Annotated in this window: 15 protein-coding genes; 2 read left to right on the forward strand and 13 right to left on the reverse strand. The window is 64.7% G+C overall.

Features of this window, described 5'->3' with window-relative positions:
- Positions 1-12: 12 nt before the first annotated feature.
- The 6 genes from L8M95_RS09615 to L8M95_RS09640 form a co-directional block, all read right to left on the reverse strand.
- Entirely contained in the window at positions 13-837 is an 825-nt protein-coding gene (locus L8M95_RS09615) for a mycofactocin-coupled SDR family oxidoreductase (RefSeq protein WP_260485927.1), read from the reverse strand.
- A 38-nt stretch (positions 838-875) separates the two neighbouring features.
- Complete coding sequence (locus L8M95_RS09620; protein ID WP_260485928.1) at positions 876-1,202, reverse strand: EthD family reductase; 327 nt, start codon at positions 1,200-1,202, stop codon at positions 876-878.
- A 40-nt stretch (positions 1,203-1,242) separates the two neighbouring features.
- Complete coding sequence (locus tag L8M95_RS09625; RefSeq protein ID WP_260485929.1) at positions 1,243-2,073, reverse strand: mycofactocin-coupled SDR family oxidoreductase; 831 nt, start codon at positions 2,071-2,073, stop codon at positions 1,243-1,245.
- A 68-nt stretch (positions 2,074-2,141) separates the two neighbouring features.
- Positions 2,142-3,782, reverse strand: a complete 1,641-nt coding sequence (locus L8M95_RS09630) for an NAD(P)/FAD-dependent oxidoreductase (RefSeq protein ID WP_260485930.1) — start codon at positions 3,780-3,782, stop codon at positions 2,142-2,144.
- Between the two features lie 53 nt (positions 3,783-3,835).
- A complete protein-coding gene (locus L8M95_RS09635; protein ID WP_260485931.1) occupies positions 3,836-4,693 on the reverse strand; it encodes an alpha/beta hydrolase in 858 nt (285 codons plus the stop codon).
- A 137-nt stretch (positions 4,694-4,830) separates the two neighbouring features.
- Positions 4,831-6,462 (reverse strand): NAD(P)/FAD-dependent oxidoreductase, encoded by a 1,632-nt coding sequence (locus tag L8M95_RS09640; protein ID WP_260485932.1) that lies wholly within the window; start codon positions 6,460-6,462, stop codon positions 4,831-4,833.
- Between the two features lie 350 nt (positions 6,463-6,812).
- Here L8M95_RS09640 and L8M95_RS09645 point away from each other — a divergent pair, with 350 nt between their 5' ends.
- The gene (locus L8M95_RS09645; protein WP_260485933.1) at positions 6,813-6,944 is read left to right on the forward strand and encodes a hypothetical protein; all 132 of its coding nucleotides are present in this window, start codon (positions 6,813-6,815) and stop codon (positions 6,942-6,944) included.
- Positions 6,945-7,156: 212 nt separating this feature from the next.
- On the opposite strand, the gene L8M95_RS09650 is transcribed toward L8M95_RS09645, so the two are convergent.
- The gene (locus L8M95_RS09650; protein ID WP_260485934.1) at positions 7,157-7,942 is read right to left on the reverse strand and encodes a recombinase family protein; all 786 of its coding nucleotides are present in this window, start codon (positions 7,940-7,942) and stop codon (positions 7,157-7,159) included.
- A 175-nt stretch (positions 7,943-8,117) separates the two neighbouring features.
- Positions 8,118-8,792, reverse strand: a complete 675-nt coding sequence (locus L8M95_RS09655; protein WP_260485935.1) for an alpha/beta hydrolase domain-containing protein — start codon at positions 8,790-8,792, stop codon at positions 8,118-8,120.
- Between L8M95_RS09655 and L8M95_RS09660 the strand changes: the two genes are divergently transcribed.
- Complete coding sequence (locus tag L8M95_RS09660) at positions 8,778-8,990, forward strand: hypothetical protein (RefSeq protein ID WP_260485936.1); 213 nt, start codon at positions 8,778-8,780, stop codon at positions 8,988-8,990. The genes L8M95_RS09655 and L8M95_RS09660 overlap by 15 nt on opposite strands.
- A 95-nt stretch (positions 8,991-9,085) precedes the next feature.
- Here L8M95_RS09660 and L8M95_RS09665 read toward each other — a convergent pair whose 3' ends face one another.
- From L8M95_RS09665 to L8M95_RS09685, 5 genes are all read right to left on the reverse strand, one after another.
- Positions 9,086-9,823, reverse strand: a complete 738-nt coding sequence (locus L8M95_RS09665; RefSeq protein ID WP_260485937.1) for a hypothetical protein — start codon at positions 9,821-9,823, stop codon at positions 9,086-9,088.
- Between the two features lie 110 nt (positions 9,824-9,933).
- The gene (locus tag L8M95_RS09670; RefSeq protein ID WP_260485938.1) at positions 9,934-10,305 is read right to left on the reverse strand and encodes an iron chaperone; all 372 of its coding nucleotides are present in this window, start codon (positions 10,303-10,305) and stop codon (positions 9,934-9,936) included.
- 109 nt (positions 10,306-10,414) lie between these two features.
- The gene (locus L8M95_RS09675) at positions 10,415-11,767 is read right to left on the reverse strand and encodes an alpha/beta hydrolase domain-containing protein (protein ID WP_260485939.1); all 1,353 of its coding nucleotides are present in this window, start codon (positions 11,765-11,767) and stop codon (positions 10,415-10,417) included.
- Positions 11,768-11,854: 87 nt separating this feature from the next.
- Positions 11,855-12,598 carry a hypothetical protein gene (locus L8M95_RS09680; protein WP_260485940.1) on the reverse strand — a complete coding sequence of 248 codons (744 nt, stop codon included), beginning with the start codon at positions 12,596-12,598 and terminating at the stop codon, positions 11,855-11,857.
- A gap of 251 nt (positions 12,599-12,849) precedes the next feature.
- On the reverse strand, positions 12,850-13,347 hold the full coding sequence (locus L8M95_RS09685; protein ID WP_260485941.1) for an LppP/LprE family lipoprotein: 498 nt from the start codon (positions 13,345-13,347) through the stop codon (positions 12,850-12,852).
- Between the last annotated feature and the right edge of the window lie 23 nt (positions 13,348-13,370).

Here is a 13,370-nt window from a genome sequence, read left to right on the forward strand (position 1 = left end):
TTGAAGCAGCTGTTACTTGATGAGGAAGCCGGCGTCGACCGGTAGGGCTACCCCAGTCACGTAGCGAGCGTCGTCGGTCGCGAGCCAGGCGACGGCGCTACTCACATCCGACGCCTCGATGACCGGGATCGGCATCTGGTTGGCCATCACACCGGCCGCATCGGGATCCTGCTCAAGCCACTCACGGATTACGTCATTGTCCGCCATCGGGGTGTTGACGCCGGTCGGCGCAATTGCGTTCACACGGATGTTCTTAGGCGCAAGCCAGAACGACCAGGTCTTCATTAGCCCCACGACGCCGTGTTTGGAAGCGGTGTATCCATCTTGAGCGCCGCTGCCGTTTCCCCCGCGGCCCGTCAGCCCCTGAGTCGATGCAGTGAGGATGATGGAACCGCCCTCGCCTTGCTCGATGATCTGGTCGACGCCGGCGTGGACGGTGTTGTACACACCGGTCAGGTTGACTGCGACAGTGTCCAGGAAGGTCTGGTACTGATCGCTCTCGCGAACCGACTGCGGCGCGATGCCCGCATTAGCAACGATCACATCGAGACGACCCAGCTCCGCGATGCCGTCAGCCACGGCTCGATTGACTGCATCAGCATCACGTACATCCGTCTTACTGGACACAATCTTCCGGCCGGTTGCCTCAACCGCGGCCACTGTCTCAGCGAGATCATCCGGAGTCGCCAGCGGATAGTGCACTGTTCCGATCGGAGCACACAAATCCAAAGCGATGATGTCCGCGCCCTCCTCGGCGAGCCGGACGGCATGGCTGCGTCCCTGACCCCTGGCAGCCCCTGTAATGAGAGCCACTTTTCCTGCAAGCTTTCCTGTCATCTGTCTTCTCCTCTGGGGTGTGAATACGGACTACCGAGTCAGTTTTCCCAGCCGGCAAGTGCCTGCATGGTTACGCCGAAACGGGAGATCAGTCGTTGTGCGTCTTCGTGCATTGCTTGCCACTCGGGGGAGCGCATACTGGTGGCCAGCGCATCGGGGGAATCGAAGTGCATCTCAGCAAGTCGGTGAAACGCCGGTACCGCTCCGTTGAGCCCGCCGTCTGCGCGGACCACCGTGATCTTTCGAAGTCCCGGTACGGCCGCTGCGAGAGGAACATGCGTTGAGGTGTAGTGCTCCTCAAACGCGTCGACGTCAGATGCCTCGGGCTGGGACCACAGGCCCACTACCTTGTACGAATCACTCATTACAGAACTCCTTCTGACGGTAAACAGCGCGGGAGGGGCCTCATGCCTTTACGACGATTCCAGCGTCGACCGGCAGCGTTGCACCCGTGATGTACCGCGCCTCGTCGGAGGATAGGAAGAGGACGGCGTTGGACACATCCGCCGGATCGACCCATGGGACTGGCAGCGCATTCATCTCGGTCGACACACCGACGATGTCCTCACGGGTCGGGGTCTCGAGATCGGGGCGGAACATTCGGTAGATCTCGTCATGCATGATCATGGGGGTGTCGACCTGGGTCGGATGAACACTGTTGACCCGGATGCTGTGCTGCGCAAGTTCGTTGGCAAACGCCCGCATGAGACCGACCGTCCCGTGCTTGGCAGCTGCGTAGTGGGCCAGGTTCTGGGGTGCGATCAGCCCGGCGGCGGAACTGATGATCGTGATCGATCCCGCGCCGCGGCTGACCAGATGCGGGACGGCAATCTTAATCGTCTGCCATACCCCGGTGAGATCGATGTCGATCATTTCGCGAAAGGCGTCCTCAGTGATCAGGTGCCCCGGCGCATAACTGGCAATCCCGGCATTGGCGACGACGATATCGAGGCCACCGAACTCCGCGACGCCCCGGTCAAGAACCTCCGACATCGCCTGCGGGTCGCGGACGTCCGCGACCTCTGCCACCATCCGGCGGCCGAGCGCCTCGACTTGACGCTTGGTTTCCGAAAGGTCGTCTCGGCTTGCCAAGTCATATGTGACGCTATCCACCGGCGCGCAGATGTCGATCCCGATGATGTCCGCGCCCTCCTCGGCCAGCCGGAGAGCGTGACTACGCCCCTGACCTCGGGCGACACCAGTGATAAACGCTACTTTTCCTGCAACTCGACCCATCTGATTTCCTTTTCTGCGGACGGTGAGAACTAGGACGAACTTGACGTCGACAAGGTCGGCCGGATGGTCTAAACCGTGGATGTCGCTTCTGCTCTGGCAGGGGTGAGGACGAATCCTTCATAGCCCTTATTTGCGATCTCGTCGCACTTGTCTCGGAAGACGTCAAGACCGCCGGCATAGGGCAGGAAGCGTCGAGGCTTTCCAGGAACGTTCTCGCCCGTGTACCACGACTTCGCCTTGACGTAAAGGGTCGTGGCACCGACCTCGTCGACGTGTGCAGCCCACCCGTCGTCGAGTTCTTCCGTGGTCTCAATCGTTGAGATGGAATGCGCGCGGAGGTAATCCAGGCACTCCGTGATCCACTCGATGTGCTGCTCGGCGAAAGTGACCACGTTGCCGAGAACGGCGGGGCTACCTGGGCCGTTGACCAGGAAGAGGTTTGGGAACCCGGCGACCTGTACGCCCAGGGTCGCCTTCGGTCCTCCCCTCCAGTACTCACGCAGCTGGCGCCCATCCCGACCGATGAGATCGATCTCGGTGAGCGCGCCACTGATCGCGTCGAAACCGATCGCAAAAACCAGCACGTCCACCTTGTGCTCGATACCCCCGCAAACGACTCCGTCTGCGGTGATCCTTTCGATTGGGTTCCCGCGCAGGTCGACCAACTCGACGTTGTCTCTGTTGTAGGTCTGGTAATAGTCGGTGTCCACACAGAGACGCTTGGCGCCGAACGGATAGTCCGTCGGTGCGAGAGCTTTAGCGGTTGCCGGGTCCTTCACGGTCTCGGCGATTTTCCGACGGACGAAGTCACCAACGGTCTTGTTGACTCCCGCATCGGTCATCACGTCCGAGAACGCACGCAAGAGAACGGGGGCCCCGCCGAACTCCCACCCGGCCTCGAGAACGGACACGCGCTGCTCTTCACTAAGTGGGGCGCCCGGTTCGGGGGCGGAAACTGGCGGGACTCCGGATGGCGCTCGGCGGGCGCGGGCGCGCCGGTCAGAGTAGGTGGCCTTGACTTCGTTGAGCTCGTCTTGACTGAGCGGCCGGTTGCGAGCAGGAACGGAGTAGTTCGGGGTCCTCTGAAAGACCGTGACATGCTCGGCATTCTTGGCGAGCTGCGGGATAGCCTGAATCCCCGTCGATCCGGTGCCGATAACCCCCACGCGCTTTCCGCGCACATCTACTCCCTCGGCGGGCCAACGCGCGGTGTGGAACCACTCTCCGCGGAAGTCGTCGAGCCCCTCGAAGTCGGGCTTCTTGGGGGCTGACAAGCCACCCGAGGCCATCACGCAGAACGTGGACCTGACGGTTTCACCCGTGGAAGTGGTGATGAGCCAACCGTCGTCGAAGAACTCCGCGGAAGTGACGCGACTATTGAAGGTCACGTGACGTCGAAGATCGAATCGATCGGCGACATGGTTGAGGTATGCCAAGATCTCCGGCTGAGCGGCGTAGCGCTCTGACCAGTTCCACTCCTGCTGCAGCTCCTCGGAGAAGGAGAACGAGTAGTCGATACTCTCCACGTCGCAGCGCGCCCCCGGGTATGTATTCCAGTACCACGTACCTCCGACGCTGGTTCCAGCCTCAAAAACCCGTACGCTGAAACCCAACTGCTTTGCGCGATAAGTCAGGTAGAGGCCGGAGAATCCGGCGCCCACGATGACGAGATCTACGTCCACGTTGTCGGAACCAAATTGACTGTTCATTGCTTTCCTTCCGGTGTGCACGGATATTGCACCGTGATCCTCTGAGCCCGAACTCATCGGCGTTTGGTCTGGGCCAGCACATCGGCCAGTGCTCGGATCGCCATATCGGATGTGTCCAGTGCGGCGTACATGGGGAAGAATCCGTGAGCCATGTCGTCGTAGCGATGGACGACTGTCTCAACGCCCGACTCTTCGAGACGCTGTGCGTAGGCAAGTGCCTCGTCCCGCATAGTGTCGTATTCGGCAACGACCAACAGTGTTGGCGCAACATTCGCCAGGTCATCCGTCATTGCCGGCGATAGGCGGTGGTCGTCGCGCCTCGAAACATCGGGCGCGTAGTTGTCCCAGAACCACGCCATGTCGTCCGCACTGATCAGGTACTTCGAGCCGTGCTCGCGGTAGGACGGGGTAGACATCGAATGGTCCAGAACGGGGTAGACAAGTGCCTGCATATCGATACGCGGCCCCTTACCTGTCCTCGCGATCTCATGCGTGACCGCGGCGACGAGATTGCCGCCGGAGCTATCTCCCATAAGCACCAAGGGGAGCTCGCTGGGGACGATTCCCGATATCCAATCGACGGCATCGCGGGCGTCATGGAATGCTGCCGGAAACTTGTGTTCGGGCGCGAGCCGATAGTCGACGCTGAAGACGTCCAGGCCACTCAATGCCGAGAGGTAGCGACAGAACCCGTCGGATTCCTCGACGCTTCCGAGGACCCAACCTCCGCCGTGAAAGTAGATGATGGCCCCCTTTGTGTTCGTACTCGGCCGATACCGACGGACGGGGATATCGCCATCTCGGCCCACCACATGAACGTCCTCCACAGTCGAAACATCCTGTGGTGGCGGAGTTGCCTTCAGCAGTGCCGACCGCCTGGTTCGGAGATCCGTGGCACCGATCTCGCGCATGGGTTCACCAAGATGTGCCTGGAAGGCCGCGACAACTGCCGCCATCTGGGGGTCAAGAGGAGTTCTAGTCCTTGGATTCATTGGGACCTCAAAGTGGAAACGACTGGCAACAGAGCTTCGGATGACGACATCAGGAATCAGTTCATAACAAGACCCGGGTACCCGTTGGCGGACTCCTCAAGTAGGGCATCTCGGTAGCCCTTCACACCCCCGAGGTAGAAGAAGGGTGCATGTGCCTTGCCCGGAATGTTGTCGCCCAGGAAGTAGTTGTTCCGCCCTTTCGCCACCACTGTTGCGTTCAGGATCTCGAGCAGGCTGTTCCCCCACGCGGCGGAGGCATCGGGGCACGCTTCGCTGACGGTCAGATTGCGTCCGCGCATGGTGGCGATCGTCTCGGCGATCCACTCGGACGCGTCTTCGATGACGACCGGCGCGTTCGCGAACGGCGAATGGGGACCAAAGATCATGAAGAAGTTGGGGAAATCGGGCACTGCCACACCGAGGTAGGTGGAAGGTCCGTCCTCCCACTTCTCAGCGATCGACAGGCCATTGCGTCCTCGGATATCCATGCGAGTGATCGACCCTGTCGCAGCGTCAAACCCGGTGGCAAAGATAATGACGTCCGCTTCGTACACGTCATCGCCTACCTTGACCCCGGTCTCGGTAATTTCGGAGATGGGAGTCTGACTCACATCGACCAGCGAGACGTTTTCGCGATTGTAGGTCTCATAGTAGAAGTGCCCGAGTGGAGGGCGCTTACCACAGAACGGATAGTCCTTCGGGCAGAGGAGCTCGGCCGTCTCGGGGTCCTTGACAATCGTGCGGATCTTGTTCCTTATGAACTCCGAAATCACGTCGTTGGTGCGCTCGTCAGTGAAGACGTCATCGAAGGTCTCGAAGACGAAGTGGAATCCGCCGATCTCCCAGCCTCGGTCAAGGATCAGCTGCATCTCCTCCGGCGTGACGTCCTCGAACGTGCGGCCGGCGAGAGCTAGATCGAACCCGAAAACCTGATCTCTTGCCTGCTCCCAGATGCTCGGATAGCGACTACGGATACTTTCCTGTTCAGCAGGATGGAGAGGAGCATTACGAGCCGGGACGACATAGTTTGGCGTGCGCTGGAACACCGTGACTTCTGACGCGATGTGCGCGATCGTGGGGATAAGCTGAACCCCAGTGGCACCGGTCCCGATGACTGCGACGCGCTTACCTGTCAGATCAGGGTCTTCCTCCGGCCACCGGGCAGTCATATACCACTCCCCACGGAAGTCGTCCACGCCCTTGAAGTCAGGCTTGTATGCAGCCGAAAGTGGCCCCGTCGCGCTCACCACGTAGCGTGCGGTGACCGTCTCGCCGGTGTTCGTTGTGACAACCCAGACGTTCCGCGTCTCATCGAAAACAGCCGACTCGACTCGGGTGTTCAACGTGATCTGGTCGCGGAAACCGAACTTGTCTGCGACATGCTTGAGGTAAGCGTGAATTTCCCGCTGGGGGGTGTAGCGCTCGTTCCAGGTCCATTCATTCTGCAGGTCCTCTGAAAACGAGTACGCGTAGATCCACGACTGACTGTCGGTCCTTGCACCGGGATACCTGTTCCAGTGCCACACACCGCCGATCTCGGGCGCCTCGTCGAAGCACCTTGCAGAGATTCCGCGCTGCCGCAGATCGTAAAGCTGCCGCAGGCCGGCGAACCCGGCGCCGATTACAACTGCCTCCACGTCGACGGTCGAGCTCTCGCTAGCCATACGCGCGCCTTCGACAACGGCCATGGTGTGTCCTTTCCACGCATCAAAAGAAGTCCCCAACCCCACCTCCGTTAGGCAGTGCCTCGGCGTGAAGCAGGCTGTGGCTGTCCAGGAAGGAAGCAAGAGGGGCTTAGCAGTGTTCGCATATACGACCTTTGATGCCGTGTTTGCGAACAAACGTAGATTACGACGTGTCGTGCGTCACGTCAACTGTCGCTCTGTAGCGAGCTCCCCTGCCCGCAAGCTTCAGAGAAGCCCCAGGGCCCTGCGGTCGACCGACTGGCCCGCGGGGCGCGCAATGCCGAAGTGCTGCCCATCAGACCGCCGACACACCCCCTTTATTTCGCTAGCAAAGCCGGACTCGAGCCCAGCCCGTGCGATCCGTGAATACCCTGCGACGGATCCACACGGTCATCATCGATGTCGACGGCCACGAGCTCACCGCCCGCACTCCGCTGGACGACGACGCCCGTGCCATGACAAGCGCCATCTCAGCGGGGCACTAAGGAGGTCCAACTCAGAACGGTGACCCCTGAGACCGTCTTGACGCCTTCAAGGGCGACTAGTACGAACACCTCGCCGTCGAAGCCCGACTGGACGAGTGCGAATCAGCCACCACGCAGGTGTACGCACTGCGCGAGTGAGCGCCGGAGCGTCGAGCTCAGCCTGGCCTACCCCAGCTCGATCGCACCTGAGTGGTAGCGCGCGGCGGCGCCACCTACGTCTGACGCTGGAGTGCGCGATAAAGCGTGGAGCGACCCACCCCAAGATCACGGGCGATTGCCGACGGCCCCTCCCCCGCCTCGATGCGGACGCGAGCCTTATCGACCTGTTCAGCCGTCAGGACGCGTTTGCGGCCTTTGTACTTACCCTTGGCCTTGGCGATGGCGATGCCCTCGGCCTGGCGTTCACGGATGATGGCCCGCTCGAACTCGGCGAACGCACCGAGCAGCGAGAGCATCAGGTCTGCTCGAGGATCCTGGGCGCCGGCGGCGTAGGTGGCCCGCTCGTGGATGAACTCCACACTGGCGCCCTTCGCGGTGATCTCGCCAACGATCTGCTTGAGATCAACCAGAGAACGAGCAAGACGGTCCATCGACGCAACAACCAGCTCGTCACCATCTCGCAGGTAGCCGATGCACTCTTCGAGCTTCACGCGATCGGCACGCGAACGAGCGGACTGTTTCTCGACGTAGACCCGGTCGCACTCCCCCACCGCCTCGAGCTGACGCGCCTCGTTCTGATCGGCCGCCGACACCCGCACGTACGCCACTCGCTGCCCACGAGGACGCGAGGCCCGGCGAGCTGGCTTCGGATTCGTCTTCGGCTTTCGCTTCGGGTTCTGCTCGATGATGTTCTCCGAGTCCGTCGACTCCACCCGAAAGTTCCAACCCAACTCGTCCCGACGACGGAACCGAGTTCGCTCCTTCCCGCGGCTGACGATGAGCACCTCCTCGCCACCATCACCCGAACGGTTCAGCAAAGTGCCGATTCGATCAGCCATCAGAAGACCCTTTCGCCCGGAATCTGTATCAATAGATCTTAGACCCGACGGGAAGGCGTTTCATAAATGCCGGACCATACCCTGTGACACAGCAGCGACGATTGGCGGCATATCGTCCCGCACGGGTGTACTTCACCGGAAATTGTGCGACGCAAGACACCGGCCAGGCCCGCACTCACCAGCTGATGCGCTCCGGACGGGCGTCGGCGAGGATCTCCGCGCGGTCGTCGGCCAGCAGGAAACCCTCCGCGATGAGCCTGTCGGCGGCCTCCTCGTAGGCCCTCAGGTACTCGTCGCGGCCCGACCACCGCTGGCGTATCTGCTCCTCGGCCACCTCCTCCGTGCGGCCGAGGAGCATGCAGAACGGCACGGACTGCGGGTACGGGGAGTCGACCAGCTTCTCGACCGGCGGCTCGACGGCCGGGCTCCGCACGCCACCCCGGCCGATGCCCAGATCGCGGGGGACCACCTCGTCGTCGTCGAGCTCGACCGGCGGCGCGCCAGGCGGCCTGGCCCCGCCGGCCACCCACGACACCAGGTGACGCAACGCGGCCCGCACCACGAACACCTGCTGGCCACTGTTGATCGCGCCGCCGCAGTCGACCAGGCCCGCCTGCTCGCCCGACTGGTGGGCGTCCGCGTGCGCCTGGCCCGCGATCTCCCAGGTGACGATGGCGTCCGAGTCGGGCTGAGTCGAGCAACCCTCCCAGGTCACCCTCGACCTGGACCACGAACACGGGGGGTCGACGTCGTCGCGCAGCAGCATGGTCGGCGCCGAGACGGCCGAGGCGGCGCGTTCGCCCGCAACGTGGCCGTCGACCAGCTCGGCAGCGCGGTGAGCTTCAACCACGTGCTGCGCACGGTCGGTGGTGCGGTCGGCGCGGCCCTGTCGGCCGCCGTCCTCGCCGCGCACCCTTCCGACTCCGCGTACTCGACCGACGAGGGCATCACCATGGCGTTCGGGGTGGGTGTGATCTGCTGCGCGACGGTGATGCTCGCGTTGGTGCTCCACGCCGCCACGGGTCGACGACGACGAGCTCACCGGTAGCCCCGGCGTCCCGCATCTGGCGCGCAACAGCCCTCAGGCGACGCCGTACCGGGGAAGGAACCTCTGGTTCGTCACCGTGGCTCGAACGGCCATGCTCACTTCTTCTGCCGTCTGCTGCCGCCGTGCCAGTCCTCCTGCGGGCCGACCGTGTCTGCGTCGACTCCGAACGCGGCGAGCTGCGGCTTCTCGCGAAGGCTGCGCTTGAGCTCGGCGAAACCCGGGAAGCGGGCGAGCCCCACCACGTGATCCCAGAGCTCGGCCGCCGAATCCTCGTGTGGCAGCCGGCTGATCACGGGCCCGAAGAAGGCGACGCCGGTCGGCGGCTCGAAGTGGATGATGGGCGTACCCACGTCCTTGCCCGTCAGCGAGAGCGCCTCGTCGGTCTCCCGGCGGATCTCGGCGTCCCACGACTCGTCGTCGACGGCGTCCGCCAGCTCGATCGGCAAACCAGCGTCGGCGAGGACCAGCCTGGCGAACTCGGCCGTCCCGCGCCGCTCACGCACCTCGTCTTTACTGTGGTCGTCGCCGGCGTCCGGAGCGGTGTCGAAGATGCGCGCCCCGAAGGCGGCGTACAACGGCGCCATCGCTTCCCGGCCATGCTCGGCTCGCGCACGAGCCGCCACTCTCAGGAGCCGCAGCCCAGCGGTGTGGCCGGCCTCGTACTCAGGGGGGAAGTGCGCGTCGTAGTCGACCTGGGCGTTGATCAGGCGCAACGAGATGAATCGCCAGTCGACGGTGAAGTCACGCTGCGCCTGCACCTGGCGCACCCACTTGCTGGTCATCCAGGCGAAGGGGCAGACCGGGTCGAAGTAGAAGTTGATGTCGGCGTCCATGCGCCCACCCTAGCCAGGTGCTCTGGCCACTCAGGTCGAGTACGCGGGTGACGGGTGAGACGCCTTCCCTGCGGCGTGCCCACGGTGAGAATTGAAGCCCTGCAGGCGCTTCACATCCAGTTGACGCCGTCGCGTTCGTGTTCGCGGACCCGGTACTCGATCATCTCGGTGAGTAGTGGGCGGGGTGGCGTGGTGTCGTATGGCAGTGCGATCGTGCCTTTGCCGGTGCGGTAACGGGTGAGCTCGGCCTCGAATGCGGCTCGGGTGGTTGGCGTGAAGGCGAAGTTGGCATGGGCCTTGTGTCCGCTGAACATGAACAGAATGACGCCGTCGGCATGGACGTACGCCGGGTGGCCCCACTTGATCTGCTCGACTGCGTCGGGAGCGGCGTCTCGACAAATGGTGCGGAGTTCGTTGAGAAGGGCACGGCCGAGCGGTGGTGCTGTGCTGATGTACTCGTCGATGGTCGCTGGTTTCGACATCGTCTCCAACTCGATCCTGTTACCTGGCTCCGCTGATTGTGGGGTCGCTACTCGCCGGGGGGTGGGTGCCGGGCGTCGACGTCTCGAGACACAGAACCTGCCGAAGCACTCACCAGCTGATGCGCTCCGGGCGGGCGTCGGCGAGGATCTCCGCGCGGTCGTCGGCCAGCAGGAAGCCCTCCGCGATGAGCCGGTCGGTGGCCTCCTCATAGGCGCGCAGGTACTCGTCCCGGCCCGACCACCGCTGACGCAACTGCTCCTCGGCCACCTCCTCCGTGCGTCCGAGGAGCATGCAGAAGGGCGCAGATTGCAGGTACGGGGCCCCGACCAACTTCTCGACAGGGGCCTCTACAGCTGGAGTGCGTACGCCACCGCGGCCGATGCCCAGATCGCCGGCGATCACCTCGTCGTCGTCGAGTTCGACCGGCGGCGCGCCAGGCGGCCTGGCCCCACCGGCCACCCACGACACCAGGTGACGCAGCGCGGCCCGCACGACGAACACCTGCTGGCCACTGTTGATGGCACCACCGCAGTCGACCAGGCCCGCCAGCTCTCCCAACTGGTAGGCGTCCGCGTGCGCCTGGCCGGCGATCTCCCAGGTCACCACGTTGTCAGAGTCCGGCTGGCGCGAGCGCGCCGAGTCGAGCAGGCCGCCCAGGTCGCCCTCGGCCTGGACGACGAACACAGGGGTGTCGAGGTCGTCGCGCAGGAGAATCGTGGACGAGCGGACGGCGGTGGCGATGCCGGCCGCGCGGCCACGGTCGTCGAACGGCAGTGCCCCGCCGCCTCGACTGTGCAGCAGGAACCCGTCGAACACGCCGACCAACGGGTGCACGCCGTCGATGTAGGAGGTCAGGGCGATCGCCGACTGCGACTCCCCGATAGCGATCACCGTCTCCGGCGCCAACCCTGCCAGTGGGCCGTCGTCGCGGCCGTCGCGGCAGATCCGGCCCACCTGCGTGACGATGTCGTAGGAATACGCGTCACCCGGGTGGTGGAGGTCGCCGTAGCGCTCCCGGCGTTGCGCACGCAGGCCCGTGGTCTGCCCGCCCATCCCCACGGCCGCGTCACCGCCCTCGACGCCGATGAACTGCGCCGACACCCCGACCCACGCGTGGCCGGCCCGGATGATCTCGTCGGCGAGGTAGGTGTACTCCGGTGCCGCGTCCTGGCCGCCGCTGACGTTGAGCCACTCCACCAGCACCACCCCGCTGAACCGCTCGGCATCGGGCCGGCGGACGAGCACGCGGGTGGCGAACGGCGCCGAGTCGGCCTGAGCCAGCTGGATTCGCCCGTCGGTGGGCACTTCGCCGACCGCGTAGGACGCCGCCTCGCCGGACGCGGCCCACTCCGACTCCGTGTACCCCGCTTCCGCGAGGTCCGGGCCCGGGCGGGCGGCCATGGGCGGGGCGATCCGGCCTTCGGTGAGTTCGGTGAACGTCGGGGTCACGACTGGCTGCATGGGTCCGATTCTCCCCCGCCGGCCGCCGTCGCCGGATCCCTTTCGTCCACAGCCGCAGCCGGACCACTGTCGACCTACACGGGCGGGTCACTCTCCGGCGGCGTCGGCCTCAGCGGTGGTGAACGTGGGCACCTCGGTGGCCGTCGTCGAGCTCGGCGTCGTGACGCTGGAGCGCGTGGTGTTCGGGGTGCTCGTCGCCGGGGTCGTCGAGTCCTCGTCCTGGGTCGCGGTCCGCGAACTCGTCCGGTTCGGTGAGGTCGCGACCGGGGGCGAGGTCGTCACGGTCGACGAGCCGGAGGGCGTCGACGGCGGGGCGCCCCGCCGGTCGCGCGACCCGCAATCACCCAGGTGCTTCTGCGCCATCCACGCCGGGGCCCCCCGGGCGATCGCGTCGGCCGGACAGGTCCCCAGGTAGATCGACACGTCGCCGACCCTGCGCCACCTGCCCCCCGAGTATGCCACCCAGTAGGGGTCGCCCGACACCGCGCTGGCCATGATCGCCCACCCGGAGCCGCAGTCGATGATCTGCGCGCCGCTGTTCGGGTAGAGCAGGTCGGAGTTGATCACCCCGGCGTCGCACTCCGGCCCCGACACCTCGAGCACTCCGGTGACCTCCGGGGCGGAGGCCGGCGGGACGAGCCGCGATATCCGGGGCGACGAGGGTGAGGTCACGGGAGCGGACGTCGTCGCGTCACCGGCCACCCGGTCCGGGCCCTTGCCGCCGGGCCGGACGAGCGCCGTCACACCGACCGCCACCACGAGCACTGTGACGAGGGCGGCGAGAACCACAACCAGTGTTCTCGAGGTGACGGGCTGGGGCAGTCCGGTCATCGCGCGTCTCCCGCCCGCTCGGAGGCCACACCGATTGTGAGGTCCCCCTTACTATATTCAGGGTCGCCATGAGGGTCAACGACCCTGACCCGCCCATGACGAACTCTCCAGATCCCCTGCCGGCCGCACCCGGGTAGTGGGCGGGCAGCATGTCTCAGCCACGCGATCACCGAGTAGGGAATGAGGCTAGCGGAGGGCGGCGGGAGCGGGCCGACGCGAGCTCCCACTCATGCCGCCTGCCATCGGAGTTATCAGAGGCGGAAGCCCGGTGGCAGTGGGACCGGGGTCGCATCGCCGGCACCGGCGAGTGGATTCCACACGTAGACAGTCGAGTTGTAGGTGGCGGCCGCATTCGGCTGCCCGGGCGCCGGCTCCTGCTGAATGCGAAGCTCGACGTGGAAGTTGCTGTGCTGGCCCAGGAGGACTCGCGGAGTCTCACCCGGCTGGGTGGCGACGCGCTCACCGCGATGGAACAGCACGACTCTGGTAGGCGAGGACCCGGTCCCCCCAGCCGTCTCGAGGAAGAGAAAACCGAGCTCGCCGCACAGGTTGGCGTGCGCGCCGACGATCCAGCCGACGCCTGGGAACGGACCCGGCGTCTCGGATGCGATCCGTTGGACGTCGACCGAGCAGTTCGCCGGAGGCGGCATGAGTGAATCGGTATTGACCGCCGCCGCTGTGGGCGCTGCGGCGACGGCGACGCCAGCGGCGGCCACGGCCGCGGCGACAGTTCTCGTGAATCCGGTCATGGGAGCCTCCTACCGCGCTGACG

Source organism: Dietzia sp. B32, assembly GCF_024732245.1.
In the GTDB taxonomy this organism is placed as follows: Bacteria; Actinomycetota; Actinomycetes; order Mycobacteriales; family Mycobacteriaceae; genus Dietzia.